A 13,369-nucleotide genomic window follows, 5' to 3' on the forward strand; every position below is an offset into this window, starting at 1 on the left:
GGTACCCCGAATGGGCGTCGATCACCCCTTGTCGAAAACGAGAACGTGTTCTAATCTGGACACGTGTCCAGCGCAACGAGCACCCGACAGACGGAGACGGTGGAGCGACTGTTCGCCGCGGGCCTGCAGGAGCTGCGTGAGGTCGGGCACGAGGCGCTCACCATCCGTGCGGTCGCCGCGCGGGCCGGTGTCTCCGCGGCGACGGCCTACACCTATCTCGCTTCCAAGAACCACCTCTTCGCCGAGCTCTTCTGGCGCCACCTCACCCAGGCCTCGTCGACGATCGTGCCCGGATCGCGCGTGGAGCGGGTGCAGGCGGCCGTACGCGGCCTGACCACGAGGATCGCCGAGGAACCGGCGCTCGCGGCCGCGGTCACCCCGGCGCTGCTGGGCAGCGATGCCGATGTCGAGCGGCTGCGGCTGCGGATCGGTGGCGAGTTCGCCGCCCGGTTCGAGGTGGCGCTCGGGGACGGCGCCGAGGATGCCGTGCGCGAAGCGATGCTGCTCGCCTTCTCGGGTGCGCTGCTGCAGGCGGGCATGGGCCTGATGACCTACGACGAGATGGCCGGCCGGCTCGCCCCGGTCGTCGCCGTGATCGTCGACGAGGCGACGTATCGAGCCTGTCGAGATGAGTGAGATGACGAGCACCGCCACCGAGATCTTCGACCCCTACGACTACGACTTCCACGAGGACCCCTACCCGGTCTACGCCCGGCTGCGAGAGGAGGCGCCGCTCTACCGCAACGCCTCCGACGACTTCTGGGCGCTCTCCCGGCACGCCGACGTGCACGCCGCGATCAAGAACGACGTGACCTTCTCCAACCGGATGGGGGTCTCGCTCGACGCCAGCGCCTGGAACGCCGACGCCCACCGGGTGATGTCCTTCCTCGCCCTGGACGGGGCCGCACAGACGCGGTTGCGCAAGCTGGTCTCGGCCGGCTTCACGCCCCGGCGGGTCCGCGAGCTGACGCCGGAGATCCAGGCGCTGGCGGACCACTACCTCGACGCGCTGGTGGCGCCGTCCGCGGACGGCGGGGAGGTGGACTGGATCGCGGAGCTCGCCGGCAAGCTCCCCATGGACGTCATCTCGAAGATGATGGGCGTCCCCGCCGCCGACCGCGACGAGGTGCGCAGGCTGGCCGACCTGGTGGTGCACCGGGAGGACGGCGTACGCGACGTGCCGGAGGCCGGGATGACGGCCGCGCTGGAGCTGATCGGCTACTACGCCGAGATGGTCGCGCAGCGGCGCAGGCAGCCGAGCGAGGACCTCACCTCGGCGCTCCTCGAGGCCGAGGTGGACGGCGACCGGCTGCTCGATCACGAGGTGATCGCGTTCCTCTTCCTGATGGTCGTGGCCGGCAACGAGACCACGACCAAGCTGCTCGGCAACGCGCTCTTCCACCTCGGCGCCCATCCGTCTCAGCAGGCCGAGATCTTCTCCGATCCGGAGGACACCGCGCTGGTGAGTCCGTGGATCGAGGAGACCCTGCGCCACGACACCTCGAGCCAGATGCTCGCCCGCTTCGTGGCCGAGGACGTCGAGCTGCACGGCCAGGTCGTGCCGGCCGGATCGAAGCTGCTCGTCCTGCTCGGCTCGGCCAACCGCGACGAGCGGGTCTTCACCGCGCCGGACGTCTTCGACATCCACCGCCCGCCCGAGGAGCTCAGCAGGATCATGAGCTTCGGCGTCGGCCGGCACTTCTGTCTCGGCGCCAACCTCGCCCGGCTCGAGGCCAAGGTCGTGCTGGCCGAGCTGGTGCGGCGTACGTCCGGGTTCGAGGTCCACGCCGACCGTGCTGTCCGCGTGCACTCCACGAGCGTGCGCGGGTTCGCCGAGCTACCCGTCATGTTCACCTGGAGGGCGGGCCGATGAGCAAGTACGCACAGCCCGACCGCCGCCCGGCGGTGATCACCGGAGCGTCGTCGGGGATCGGCGCGGAGACGGCGAAGGCGCTGGCCAAGGCCGGTTTCCCGGTCGCGCTGGGTGCCCGCCGGCTCGACCGGGTCGAGGAGATCGCCGCCGCGATCCGGGCCGACGGGGGAGAGGCGGTCGCGCACCCGCTCGACGTGACCAGCGACGACTCGGTGGCCGGGTTCGCGGCGAAGGTGACCGCCGATCTCGGCGATGTCGAGGTCGTGGTCTGCAACGCCGGTGTCACCCACCCGGGCGCGACCGTCGACGTCCCGACCGAGACCTTCGCCGACCAGGTCGACATCAACCTGTTCGGCGCCCACCGGGTCCTGCGCGCCTTCGGGCCCGGCATGATCGAGCGGCGCCGCGGTGACCTGGTCTTCCTCTCCTCCGACGTGGCGCTGAGGCCGCGACCCTTCATGGGTGCGTACGCCGCCTCCAAGTGGGGCCTGGAAGGCATGGTCAACGCGCTCCAGATGGAGCTCGAGGGCACCGGGGTCAGGGCGTCCATCGTGCGGCCCGGTCCCACCCACTCCGACATCGGCAACGAGTGGCCCGCCGAGCTCGGCGGGTTCGTGCTGGAGCAGTGGGTCCGCTGGGGCCTGGCCCGGCACCCGCACTTCCTCAAGGCGTGCGCTCAGGCAGACGCGATCACGACGATCGTGACCGCTCCGCGTGGCGTCCACATCAGCACGATCGACGTCAACCCCGAGGCACCCGTCGTTCCCGAAGGGGCCGGGGAGCGAAGCGACCGGCGGCAGGAGAGAGCATGACGATCCCCACCGTTTCCACCGTCCTGGACGACCAGGACCCGACCGTCCCCGCGATCATCCGCGGCACCGGGCACCTGCCCGAGATGCGCGTCGACCCGATCTCGCTGTTCACCCGCGTTCGTGAGGAGTGCGGCGACCTCGGCCGCTTCCGGCTGGCCGACAAGGACGTCGTCCTGGTCACCGGTGCCGAGGCCAACGAGGCGTTCTTCCGGGCGCCCGACGACGTGCTCGACCAGGCGGCTGCGTACCCGTTCATGACGCCGATCTTCGGCAAAGGGGTCGTCTTCGACGCCTCGCCGGAGGAGCGGCAGCAGATGCTGAAGAACCAGGCGCTGCGCGGCGACATGATGCGTGGGCACGCGCAGACGATCGAGGCCGAGATCCGCCGGATGATCGCCGGCTGGGGCGAGGAGGGGGAGATCGACCTGCTCGACTTCTTCGCCGAGCTGACCATCTACACGACCTCGGCCTGTCTGGTCGGCAAGCCGTTCCGCGAGGAGCTCGACTCGTCCTTCGCCCGGCACTATCACGAGCTGGAGCACGGCACGGACGCGATCGCGTACGTCGACGCGTACGCCGACATCGACAGCTTCCGGATGCGCGACGCCGCCCGGGAGAAGCTGGTCGCGCTCGTCCAGGCGATCGTCGACAAAAGGGTTGCCCGGGGCACGGTTCCGCGCGAGGAGCGCGACCTGCTCGACGTGCTGATCTCGATCGACATGGACACCGACACCATCACCGGGATCTTCATCTCGATGATGTTCGCCGGCCACCACACCTCCTCGGGCACGGCGTCGTGGGCGATGATCGAGCTGCTGCGCAAGCCGTCGGTGATGGCCGATGTCGTCGCCGAGCTCGACGACCTCTACGCGGACGGGTCTGAGGTCTCCTTCCAGGCACTGCGCTCGATCCCGGTGCTCGAGTCGGCACTGAAGGAGACCCTGCGGCTGCACCCGCCGCTGATCATCCTGATGCGTCTGGTGCGCGAGGACTTCGAGCTGCTCGGCGAGACCATCCCGGCCGGCACCCTGCTGGCGGCCTCGCCGCGGGTCTCCAACCGGATCGAGGACGACTTCCCGAAGGCGGAGTCCTTCGACCCGAGCCGCTACCTCGACCCGCGCCAGGAGGACCTGCGGAACCGATGGACCTGGATCCCGTTCGGCGCCGGCAAGCACCGCTGCGTCGGCAACGCGTTCGCGATGATGCAGATGAAGGCGATCTTCTCGGTCATCCTGCGCGACTACTCGTTCGAGGCGGCGCAGCCGCTGGAGTCCTACGCCGACGACTTCACCAAGATGGTGATCCAGCTCCAGCAGCCCTGCCGGGTCCGCTATCGGAGGCGAGCATGAAGCTCACCGCCGACCTCGGGCTCTGCCAGGGACATCAGGAGTGCCTCGCCGAAGCACCGGAGCTCTTCGGGTTCGACGAAGACCGCTACCAGGTCGTCGTACGCGTCGCCGAGCCGTCCGAGGAGCAGCTGCCCGTCGCGCGTGCGGCCGTGAAGTACTGCCCCGCTTTCGCTCTCAACCTGGAGGACTGAATGCCCGACATGGACCGCACCGAGATCGAGGGGTTCTGGGCCGAATGGCTCGACCTTAACCGTAAAGCAGAGGCTGAGGGTGATTGGGCGCCACTGGCCGACGTGTACGCCGAGGACGCGACGTACGGCTGGATGTACACCCCTGATGAGCACTTCATGGCCGTCGGCCGCGACCAGATCCGGGAGTGGGCGCTCGGCACCGAGATGGCCGGGCTCGAGGGCTGGCACTACGACTACCAGGCGACGGTGATCGACGACGTCAACGCGATGGTGGTCGGGTTCTGGCGGCAGCGGGCCGGGATCGTCGACGACGCGACCGGCGAGGAGTACGAGATCCTCGGCATCGGCGGCTCCTGGTTCGGTCTCACGCGGCGACCCGGCGGCGACGGGCTGGAGTTCGCCTGGCAGCGGGACTGGTTCGATCTCGGCTCCACCGCGACCACCTTCCTCGACATCGTCAAGGCCAAGAAGGCGACCGCCGGGCTGCTGGAGCGGATGTCGCTGAACGGCATGGAGCAACCCGGCCACTATCGCCTCGCCGACCTGCCCTCGACCGTCTGGCCGCCGCCCGTCGCGGCCGGGAACTTCGTGACCCAGGAGTCCGTGTGACGACCCGAAACCCCACCAACCCGCCCGCCCAGCAGCTCGTCGACGGCAAGCTCGGCGCGGCCGCATCCGGCGAGACGTACGCGATCCTGAACCCGGCCACGGGCCAGGAGATCGGCCGCGCGCCCGACTCGACGGCCGAGGACATGGACGCCGCCATCGCCGCCGCCCGGCGGGCCTTCGACGAGACCGACTGGTCCACCGACGTGGCGTTCCGGGTCCGCTGCCTGCGCCAGCTGCACCAGGCGCTCCTCGACAACGCCGCGGCGCTGCGCGAGCTGACCACCGCCGAGGTCGGCGCGCCCGCCTTCCTGGTGGCGGGGCCCCAGTTCGACACCCCGGTCGACACGCTGCGATGGACCATCGACCTGGCCGAGTCCTACGCGTGGGAGCGGGACCTCGGCGTCGGGGTCACGATGGGCATCTCCTCGCGCCGTACCGTGCGCAAGGAGGCGGTCGGGGTGGTCGCGGCGATCACCCCGTGGAACTTCCCCAACCAGATCAACCTGGCCAAGATCGGGCCGGCGCTCGCGGCCGGCAACACCGTGGTCCTCAAGCCCGCCCCCGACACCCCGTGGCTGGCCGCGGAGCTGGGCCGCCTGGCGGCCGAGCACACGGACCTCCCGCCAGGGGTGTTCAACGTGGTCACCCCGCGCGACAACCGGGTGGCCGCGATGCTGGCCGAGGACCCACGGGTCGACCTGGTCTCCTTCACCGGCTCGACGGCCACCGGTCGCGCGATCATGGCGGCCGCGGCGCCCAGCCTGAAGAAGGTCTTCCTCGAGCTCGGTGGCAAGTCCGCCGCGATCGTCCTCGACGACGCCGACGTGGCCTCGGCCGCGTCGATGGCGGCCTTCTCGGTGGCCGTGCACGCAGGTCAGGGCTGTGCGCTGACGACCCGGCTGCTGGTGCCCCGGGCGTCCTATGACGCGGCCGTCGAGGCCGCCGCCGCGACCATGGCCTCGCTCGGCGCGGGCGACCCGGCCGAGCCCGGCACCATCTGCGGCCCGGTGATCTCCGCGGTCCAGCGCGACCGGATCCTCGGCTACCTCGCGCTCGCCGAGGACGAGGGTGGCAGCTTCGCCACCGGCGGCACCGTCGCGGTCCAGTCAGGTGACCTGGCGGACGGTTTCTGGATCCAGCCGACCGTGATCGCCGGCCTCGACAACACCGCCCGCGTCGCCCGCGAGGAGATCTTCGGGCCCGTGCTCACGGTCATCGCCCACGACGGCGACGACGACGCCGTACGCATCGCCAACGACTCGCCCTACGGCCTCTCCGGCTCGGTCGAGTCCGGATCGCTGGAGCGCGCCAAGTCGGTGGCCGCCCGGATCCGCACCGGCACCATCGGCGTCAACGGCGGCCAGTGGTTCGGCCCCGACGCCCCCTTCGGCGGCTACAAGCAGTCCGGCCTCGGCCGGGAGATGGGCGTCGAGGGCTTCGAGGAGTACCTGGAGACCAAGCTGATCGCGGAGCCGGCATGAGACCGGGAGAGGGAGAGATGGACCGTTTCAAGGACAAGGTCGTCGTCGTCACCGGGGCGGCGCAGGGGATCGGCGAGGCGTACGCGAAGGGTCTGGCCGCCGAGGGCGCCGCCGTCGTCGTCGCCGACCTGAACGAGGACAAGGGCCAGCAGGTCGCCAAGGAGATCGAGGCGGCCGGCGGAGTCGCCAGATTCGTACGCTGCGACGTCTCCGACCACGCCTCGGCGGCTGCGCTGGTGGCCGAGACGACCGAGGCGTACGGCGGGATCGACGGTTTGGTCAACAACGCCGCGATCTACGGAGACATGGCCTTCGACCTGCTCATCACCGTCGACTGGGACTACTACGAGAAGTTCATGAGCGTGAACCTCAACGGCGCCCTGGTGATGACCCGCGCCGTCTACCCGGCGATGCAGAAGCGGGGCGGCGGCGCGATCGTCAACCAGTCCTCGACCGCGGCCTACCTCTACTCCGGCTTCTACGGGCTGGCGAAGGTCGGCATCAACGGGCTGACCCAGCAGCTCGCCCACGAGCTCGGCGGGATGAACATCCGGATCAACGCGATCGCGCCGGGACCGACCGACACCGAGGCGACCCGGGTGCAGGCCGGCGACGCGGCGCGAGAGATGACGAAGGGCATGGCGATCAAGCGCCTCGGCACCACCGAGGACATGGTCGGGACCGCGAAGTTCCTCCTCTCCGAGGAGTCCTCGTGGATCTCCGGGCAGATCATCGCCGTCGACGGTGGAGGGACGTTCCGGCTGTGAGCACGGTGCAGGGGACACGCGCAGGTTTCGTGGGGCTCGGGAACATCGGCAGGCCGATGGCGCTCCGGCTCGCCGCGGCTGACGGGATCGAGCTGTGGGTCCACGACATCGCCGAGGAGCCCGTCGCCGAGCTGGTCGCCGCGGGGGCTACGGCGGCCACCTCGGTCGCCGAGCTGGCGGCCGCGGTCGACGTGCTCAGCGTGATGGTGCGCGATGACGACCAGGTCCGCCAGGTCCTCTCGGAGGCGCTCGCCGTCGACCGCCCCGAGCAGGGACCGCTGACGGTCCTGGTCCACTCCACGGTCGCCCCGGAGACCCCCGCCGCGCTGGCCGCGACCGCGGAGCCGCACGGCGTGAACGTGCTCGACGCCCCGGTCTCCGGCGGCCCGATGGGGGCGGCCGAGGGCACCCTGGCGATCCTCGTCGGCGGCACCCCCGAGGCGTACGCAGCCGCCGCACCGGTCCTGGCGGCGATGGGCACCAAGGTGGTCCATGCCGGTGAGATCGGTGCCGGGACGAAGCTGAAGCTGGCTCGCAACCTGCTCCACTTCGCCTCGTTCACCGCCGCGACCGAGGCCCAGCGGCTCGCCCAGGCGGCCGGTCTCGACCTGGTCGCGCTCGGTGACGTCGTACGCCACACCGACGCGATCACCGGCGGCCCGGGGGCGATCATGCACCGCGACACCACCGCACCGATCGCGGAGACCGACTTCTGGCACGGCGTCTTCGGTCACGTGGTCGCGCTGGGGGAGAAGGACCTCGGCTTCGCGGTCGCGCTCGCCGACGAGCTCGGGGTCGACGTGCCGCTCGCCCGCCTCGCGCTCGAGCGGCTGGCGCCGGGCCTGGGGATGTCGCCCAAGACGTCGCGACCGGAGGCGGACGACAAGTTCGCCGATCTCCCCGAGGCGCGGGCCAGGGGACTGCGCAAGATGGAGGAGGTCTACGGCTTCGACATGGCCGACGGCGCAGGCGACTTCTTCCGCTACACCGCCGACCACCTCTTCGGCGACATCTGGCAGCGCCCGGGCCTGACCACCCGCGACCGCCGGCTCCTGCTGATCGGGCTGCTCGCCGGCCAGGGTGCCGCGGACGTGCTCGGGATCCAGATCCCCGCGGCGTACGCCAACGGCGAGCTGTCCGCCGACGAGCTCCGCGAGATCGTGGTGTTCCTGAGTCACTACGCCGGGTGGCCGAACGGTGCCAGGATGAACACGGTCGTCGAGGAGACCATCGGAAAGGCCCAGCGGAAGGCCCGGCGGAAGGCTCAGCACTCATGACGTACGTCATCACCCAGTCCTGCTGCAACGACGCCTCCTGCGTGGAGGTGTGCCCGGTCGACTGCATCCACCCGGGCCCGGACGAGCCCGGGTTCGGCGCCGCCGAGATGCTCTACATCCATCCCGACGAGTGCATCGACTGCGGCGCCTGCGAGGACGCCTGCCCGGTCAACGCGATCTACCCGGACTACGAGGTCCCGGACGCGTTCGCGCCCTACGTGGACATCAACGCCGCCTTCTTCGAGTTCACCGGCGAGCAGGACGAGCCCGCGCCGCTGCCGCCGCCCGGCGCCAAGATCGCCGGAGGCCCGCTCAAGGTGGCCGTCGTCGGCGCCGGCCCGGCCGGTTGGTACGTCGCCGAGGAGCTCGCCGCCACCCGACGCTGCGACGTCGAGATCACCGTCATCGACCGGCTCGCGACGCCCTACGGCCTGGTCCGCTACGGCGTCGCGCCCGACCACCTGGACACCAAGGAGATCGTCTCCGGCTTCGCGAAGACCGCGCGCCATCGCCGGGTGCGCACCCGCTACAACGTGGAGATCGGGCGCGACGTCACCCACGAGGAGCTCCTCGGCGCCCACCACGCGGTCGTCTACACGACCGGTGCCGGCGAGGGCCGCAGTCTCGGTCTCCCGGGCGAGGAGCTGCCGGGCTCGACGTCGGCGGCGGAGCTCGTCGGCTGGTACAACGGTCACCCCGACCGCGCCGCGCTCACCTTCCCGCTCGCCCACGAGCGAGCAGTCGTCATCGGCAACGGCAACGTCGCCCTCGACCTGGCCCGGCTGTTGCTGGCCGATGAGGAGACGCTGCAGGCCTCCGACCTGGCGCCTGCGGCGCTCTCGGCCCTGGCCGCCAGTGGCATCCGCGAGGTCGTCGTCACCGCCCGGCGGGGTGCCGAGCACGCGGCCTTCACCAGCCCCGAGCTGCGGGCACTCGCCGACGACCCCGGCATCGACGTCGTGGTCGAGGGGGCCGACCTGGCCGCCCTGCCGACCGAGGCGGACCTGACCGAACGCGACGCCGGCGCCTTCGCAGCACTCCAGAAGGCCGACCTGCTCCGCGACCTGGCCGCCCGGCCACGTACGGAGGCCGCGAAGCGGCTGGTCCTGCGCTTCGGGCTGACGCCCACCGAGATCCTCGGGGCGGACACCGTCGCCGGGGTGCGGTTCGCCACGGGTGAGGAGATCGAGGCAGGGCTGGTCGTCCGGGCCACCGGTTACCGCTCGGCGGGGGTCGCCGGCGTGCCAGGAGAGCAGGGCTCCGGCCGCTTCCTCCACGAGGCCGGCCGGGTCATCGGAGCCGAGGCCACCTACACCGCCGGCTGGGCCAAGCGCGGCCCCAGCGGCGTGATCGGCACCAACCGCGCCTGCGCCGCCGAGACCGTACGCACGCTCCTGGACGACCATGCCGCCGGCTCGCTCGCCGAGCCCACCGGTGAGTCCCTCGACGACCTCCTGGCGGCCCGCGGGGTGGTCGTCGTCGACCAGAGCGGCTGGAACACGCTCGACACCCACGAGCGCGAGTCCGGCAAGGAGATCGGCCGGCCGCGGGCGAAGGTGGCCGACCGGGAGGAGCAGGTGCGCATCGCTGCGCTTGCCCGCGTTTGACCCTCGGTCATCGGGGATGTCTGCCAGAGTGGATGAAAACCGATCCTCGGGGAAAGGCACTCGATGTCAGGCAGCGAATACAAGGACTGGAACCAGTCGATCATCGACGAGTTCCGCGCCAACGACGGCAATGTCACCTCCGTGCCGTTCGGGCGCGGTCTCGTGCTCGTGCACCACACCGGCGCCAAGACCGGCAAGGAGCGCGTCTCGCCCGTGGCCAACCTCCATCCGGACGCCGACACCTGGCTGATCGCCGCCTCCAAGGCCGGCGCACCGGAGAACCCGGCCTGGTACCACAACCTCTTGGCCCACCCTGAGACCAAGATCGAGACTCCCGACGAGGGCGTCGTCGAGGTCGAGGTCGCCGAGCTGAAGGGCGCCGAGCGCGACGCCGCCTGGGAGCGGTTCAAGGCGATGAGCCCGGGGTTCGGCGAGTACGAGGCCAAGACCGACCGGGTCATCCCGGTCCTCGCGCTGCGCCGCAGGTGATCCTCAGACCGGTGTGATCGGCAGCGACCGGCGCGGCTCGAAGGCGAAGTCCGCGCCGGTGCTGAACCGCACCACCGCGACCTCGGATGCCTCGGGGGCGGGTTCGGGGCGGCGGACGACCTCGACCCGCCAGCCGTCGTCGGCCGTGCTCCCCGCGGCCGTCACCTCGACGTCGAGGTGGGGGTCGAGGGCCTGCACCGCGACCTGGAGCGGAACGAACCATTCCGGCCCGATCAGCGAGACCCAGGCGCCGTCCTCGTCGGCGGCCGCGGGACGCACGACCAGCGCGCCGGCGCGGTGTGCTGAGCTTGACGAAGGGCCGACCTCGACCGAGACGTACGCAGCAGGGTTGAGCATCGGATGGAGCGCGAGCAGCCGCAGCGCGCCCTGGGTGTCCGGCGGCAGCGCGAGAGCCCGGGAGAGGCGCGCCCCGGCGATGCCGGCGACTCCGACGAGCTGCTTGCGGCGGATGTCGAGGAGCTGCTCCGGTGAGGTGGCCCGCGGCTCCAGGGCGAGCGTGAAGCCACGGTCGAGCAGCGCCATCTGAAGACAGACCTCGTCGGCGATGCGCGCCAGCGCGGAGCGGGAGAACGCCGCGAGGTCGAGGTCGGAGACGAGCGGACCCGCGTAGTCGGCAGCGCCGTCATCGGTGGGGTCGATCGGCGCGAGCTCGAGCCCGGCGGCCCGGGAGCGCTCGTTGACGGCCAGCTCCGGGATCGCGACCGCCTCGGGGTGGGCGTCGTCGATGGTCACGGTCCAGCGGCAGTGGGGCGTCCGGTCGGCGGGCGTCCGTGGCGGCCGGTGGACCGGGCGCACCTGGGCGCGCGGATGCGTCGCGATGGCGGTGGCGTCGAAGGTGGGGTCCTCGATGTCGTGGCACATCCCGCGGACGTACTCCTCGCCCATCGGCTCGACGTCCATCAGCGCGCCGCAGTGGTCGAGGTGGAACTCGCCGTGGCGGGCATCGTGGACGGTGTAGCGGAAGTCCATGAACTGCGGGGGCGCGCCGATGTCGAGCTGGAGGCCCTTGAAGATGGTCGGCACGTCGCCCTGTCCCGCCACAGCCGGGGCGTAGCCGAGCGCTGCCTGCATCCGGCGGGTGTAGATCGGTGAGGCCGCGGCCCACTCCACGATCGCGATCCGCAGCATCTCCTCACGCCCGAAGGCGGAGATGCACCACGCCATCCCGGAGCGGTCGATGAGCTGGCCGATCAGGAGGAGCTCACGTACGACCTCGGCGAGCTCCTCCCGGGTCAGATCGGCATAGCGGGAGCGGACGGCCCTTGCAGCCGTCAACGGATGTGGAGCTTCCGCATCCATCGCAGCGACGTCTGCATCTGCTTGGCGTAGTCGTCGAAGGTCTGCTTGCCCTGCGGCCCCATGACCTGTTTCTTCAGGGTGGCGACGTTCTGGGTCTCGGTGTACTTCAGCAGCCCCTGGTCACCGTGGCGGGCGCCGACCCCGGACTGCTTCATACCGCCGGACGGGGTCGACTTGGAGGCGTAGGCGGTGGCGAGGCCGTCGTTGATGTTGACGTTGCCCGACTCGATCCGGGCTGCAACGGCTTGGGCACGCTTGAAGTTCGTGGTCCACACCGAGGCGTTGAGCCCGTACTCGGTGTCGTTGGCCAGCTCGATCGCCTCCTCCAGGGTGGAGTAGCGGTGCAGCGAGACCACCGGCCCGAACGTCTCCGTCACCCCGTGGAGCATCTCCTTGGTGGTGCCCTCCAAGATGGTCGGCTCGAAGAACGTCGGCCCGATGTCGGGGCGTGCCGTCCCGCCGGTGAGCACGGTGGCGCCCTTGGCGACGGCGTCCTCGACGTGCGACCGCACCCGCGCCAGATGGTCGGGGGAGACGAGCGCGCCGAGGTCCGGCCCGAAGGCGTACGCCGCCTCGATCCGCATCCCCTCGACGGCGGCGACGAACTTGTCGCGGAACTCCTCGTACATCGCGTCCGGGATGTAGATCCGCTCGATGTGCATGCAGATCTGGCCGGTGTTGCCGAAGACGGCGAACATCGAGCCACCGACGGTCTCATCGATGTCGGCGTCGTCGAGGACGATCATCGGGTTCTTGCCGCCGAGCTCGAGGCAGGCGCCGATCAGGTTGCGTCCGGCCTGCTCGCCGATGACCCGGCCGGTCGCGGTCGAGCCGGTGAACATCGCGTAGTCGACGTTGTCCAGCATCGTCGGGCCGACGTCCGGGCCCTCACCGCAGACGACCTGGAACAGTCCCTCGGGCAGCCCGGCCTCCTCGAGGAGCGAGATCCCGAACAGCGGCGAGAGCGCGGTCTTGTTGTCGGGCTTGAGCAGCACCGCGTTGCCGGCCATCAGCGCCGGGATCGCGTCGGAGAGACCGGTCGCGAACGGGAAGTTCCACGGCGCGATGATCCCCACCAGGCCCCGCGGCGGGTGACGCTCGATGGAGCTCGACAGCAGCGGCATCACGCCCGGGCGCTTCTTGTCCTTGAGCAGTTTCGGAGCCCGCTTGAGGTAGTGCGAGATCACCATCGGCGGGTCGCACACCTCCTCGAACGCGATCCGGCGCGCCTTGCCCGACTCGGCCTGGATGAGGTCGGCGATCTTGTGCTGGTTGCGCAGGATCAGCTCGTGGGCCCGCTTGAAGACGGCCAGCCGCTCCGGGAGCGGGGTGGCCGCCCAGGCGCGCTGAGCCGCGCGGCCGGCCGCGGCGGCCCGCTCCACGTCCTCCGGCGAGGACTGCGGCAGTGCCACCAGCACCTCACCGGTGTAGACCTCGGTCAGCTTCCAGGACGCACCCGTCGAGGACGGGACCCGGGAGACCAGCTCGCCCAGCAGTTCCTCGGTGATCCAGTCGGGGCGGCGCGATGTCCTGAGCTTGTCGAAGGGTACGCCTGCTGTCTTCGCTGTGTCAGTGCTCATGTCTGCTTCCGATC

The 13,369-nt window shown here is 70.7% G+C and carries 13 protein-coding genes; 11 read left to right on the top strand and 2 right to left on the bottom strand.

Annotation, left to right across the window (positions count from 1 at the left end):
• Positions 1 to 63: 63 nt before the first annotated feature.
• From ACFVDI_RS07980 to ACFVDI_RS08030, 11 genes are all read left to right on the top strand, one after another.
• The gene (locus ACFVDI_RS07980; RefSeq protein ID WP_378902592.1) at positions 64 to 636 is read left to right on the top strand and encodes a TetR/AcrR family transcriptional regulator; all 573 of its coding nucleotides are present in this window, start codon (positions 64 to 66) and stop codon (positions 634 to 636) included.
• Positions 629 to 1,873, top strand: coding sequence for a cytochrome P450 (locus ACFVDI_RS07985; RefSeq protein ID WP_378902595.1), 1,245 nt, complete (start codon positions 629 to 631; stop codon positions 1,871 to 1,873). Before ACFVDI_RS07980 ends, ACFVDI_RS07985 begins: the two co-directional genes overlap by 8 nt.
• Positions 1,870 to 2,685, top strand: a complete 816-nt coding sequence (locus ACFVDI_RS07990) for an SDR family oxidoreductase (protein WP_378902598.1) — start codon at positions 1,870 to 1,872, stop codon at positions 2,683 to 2,685. The genes ACFVDI_RS07985 and ACFVDI_RS07990 overlap by 4 nt, the downstream gene beginning before the upstream one ends.
• Positions 2,682 to 4,034 carry a cytochrome P450 gene (locus ACFVDI_RS07995; RefSeq protein WP_378902600.1) on the top strand — a complete coding sequence of 451 codons (1,353 nt, stop codon included), beginning with the start codon at positions 2,682 to 2,684 and terminating at the stop codon, positions 4,032 to 4,034. Before ACFVDI_RS07990 ends, ACFVDI_RS07995 begins: the two co-directional genes overlap by 4 nt.
• Positions 4,031 to 4,225 (top strand): ferredoxin, encoded by a 195-nt coding sequence (locus ACFVDI_RS08000; protein ID WP_378902603.1) that lies wholly within the window; start codon positions 4,031 to 4,033, stop codon positions 4,223 to 4,225. Before ACFVDI_RS07995 ends, ACFVDI_RS08000 begins: the two co-directional genes overlap by 4 nt.
• Positions 4,226 to 4,834 carry a hypothetical protein gene (locus ACFVDI_RS08005; protein WP_378902606.1) on the top strand — a complete coding sequence of 203 codons (609 nt, stop codon included), beginning with the start codon at positions 4,226 to 4,228 and terminating at the stop codon, positions 4,832 to 4,834. It begins immediately after the preceding gene.
• Positions 4,831 to 6,315, top strand: a complete 1,485-nt coding sequence (locus tag ACFVDI_RS08010; protein WP_378902609.1) for an aldehyde dehydrogenase — start codon at positions 4,831 to 4,833, stop codon at positions 6,313 to 6,315. Before ACFVDI_RS08005 ends, ACFVDI_RS08010 begins: the two co-directional genes overlap by 4 nt.
• Before the next feature lie 17 nt (positions 6,316 to 6,332).
• Positions 6,333 to 7,082 (top strand): SDR family oxidoreductase, encoded by a 750-nt coding sequence (locus tag ACFVDI_RS08015; protein ID WP_378902612.1) that lies wholly within the window; start codon positions 6,333 to 6,335, stop codon positions 7,080 to 7,082.
• Positions 7,079 to 8,359, top strand: coding sequence for an NAD(P)-binding domain-containing protein (locus ACFVDI_RS08020; protein WP_378902615.1), 1,281 nt, complete (start codon positions 7,079 to 7,081; stop codon positions 8,357 to 8,359). The genes ACFVDI_RS08015 and ACFVDI_RS08020 overlap by 4 nt, the downstream gene beginning before the upstream one ends.
• Positions 8,356 to 9,966: an FAD-dependent oxidoreductase gene (locus ACFVDI_RS08025; protein ID WP_378902618.1), complete on the top strand. Its 1,611-nt coding sequence runs from the start codon at positions 8,356 to 8,358 to the stop codon at positions 9,964 to 9,966. The genes ACFVDI_RS08020 and ACFVDI_RS08025 overlap by 4 nt, the downstream gene beginning before the upstream one ends.
• A 63-nt stretch (positions 9,967 to 10,029) precedes the next feature.
• Positions 10,030 to 10,455 (top strand): nitroreductase/quinone reductase family protein, encoded by a 426-nt coding sequence (locus tag ACFVDI_RS08030; RefSeq protein ID WP_378902621.1) that lies wholly within the window; start codon positions 10,030 to 10,032, stop codon positions 10,453 to 10,455.
• Between the two features lie 3 nt (positions 10,456 to 10,458).
• Here ACFVDI_RS08030 and ACFVDI_RS08035 read toward each other — a convergent pair whose 3' ends face one another.
• Both ACFVDI_RS08035 and ACFVDI_RS08040 read right to left on the bottom strand, forming a co-directional pair.
• Positions 10,459 to 11,751, bottom strand: coding sequence for a hypothetical protein (locus ACFVDI_RS08035; protein ID WP_378902624.1), 1,293 nt, complete (start codon positions 11,749 to 11,751; stop codon positions 10,459 to 10,461).
• A complete protein-coding gene (locus ACFVDI_RS08040; RefSeq protein ID WP_378902627.1) occupies positions 11,748 to 13,355 on the bottom strand; it encodes a succinic semialdehyde dehydrogenase in 1,608 nt (535 codons plus the stop codon). The genes ACFVDI_RS08035 and ACFVDI_RS08040 overlap by 4 nt, the downstream gene beginning before the upstream one ends.
• Between the last annotated feature and the right edge of the window lie 14 nt (positions 13,356 to 13,369).

This window comes from Nocardioides sp. NPDC057767 (genome assembly GCF_042798275.1).
Lineage (GTDB): Bacteria > Actinomycetota > Actinomycetes > Propionibacteriales > Nocardioidaceae > Nocardioides.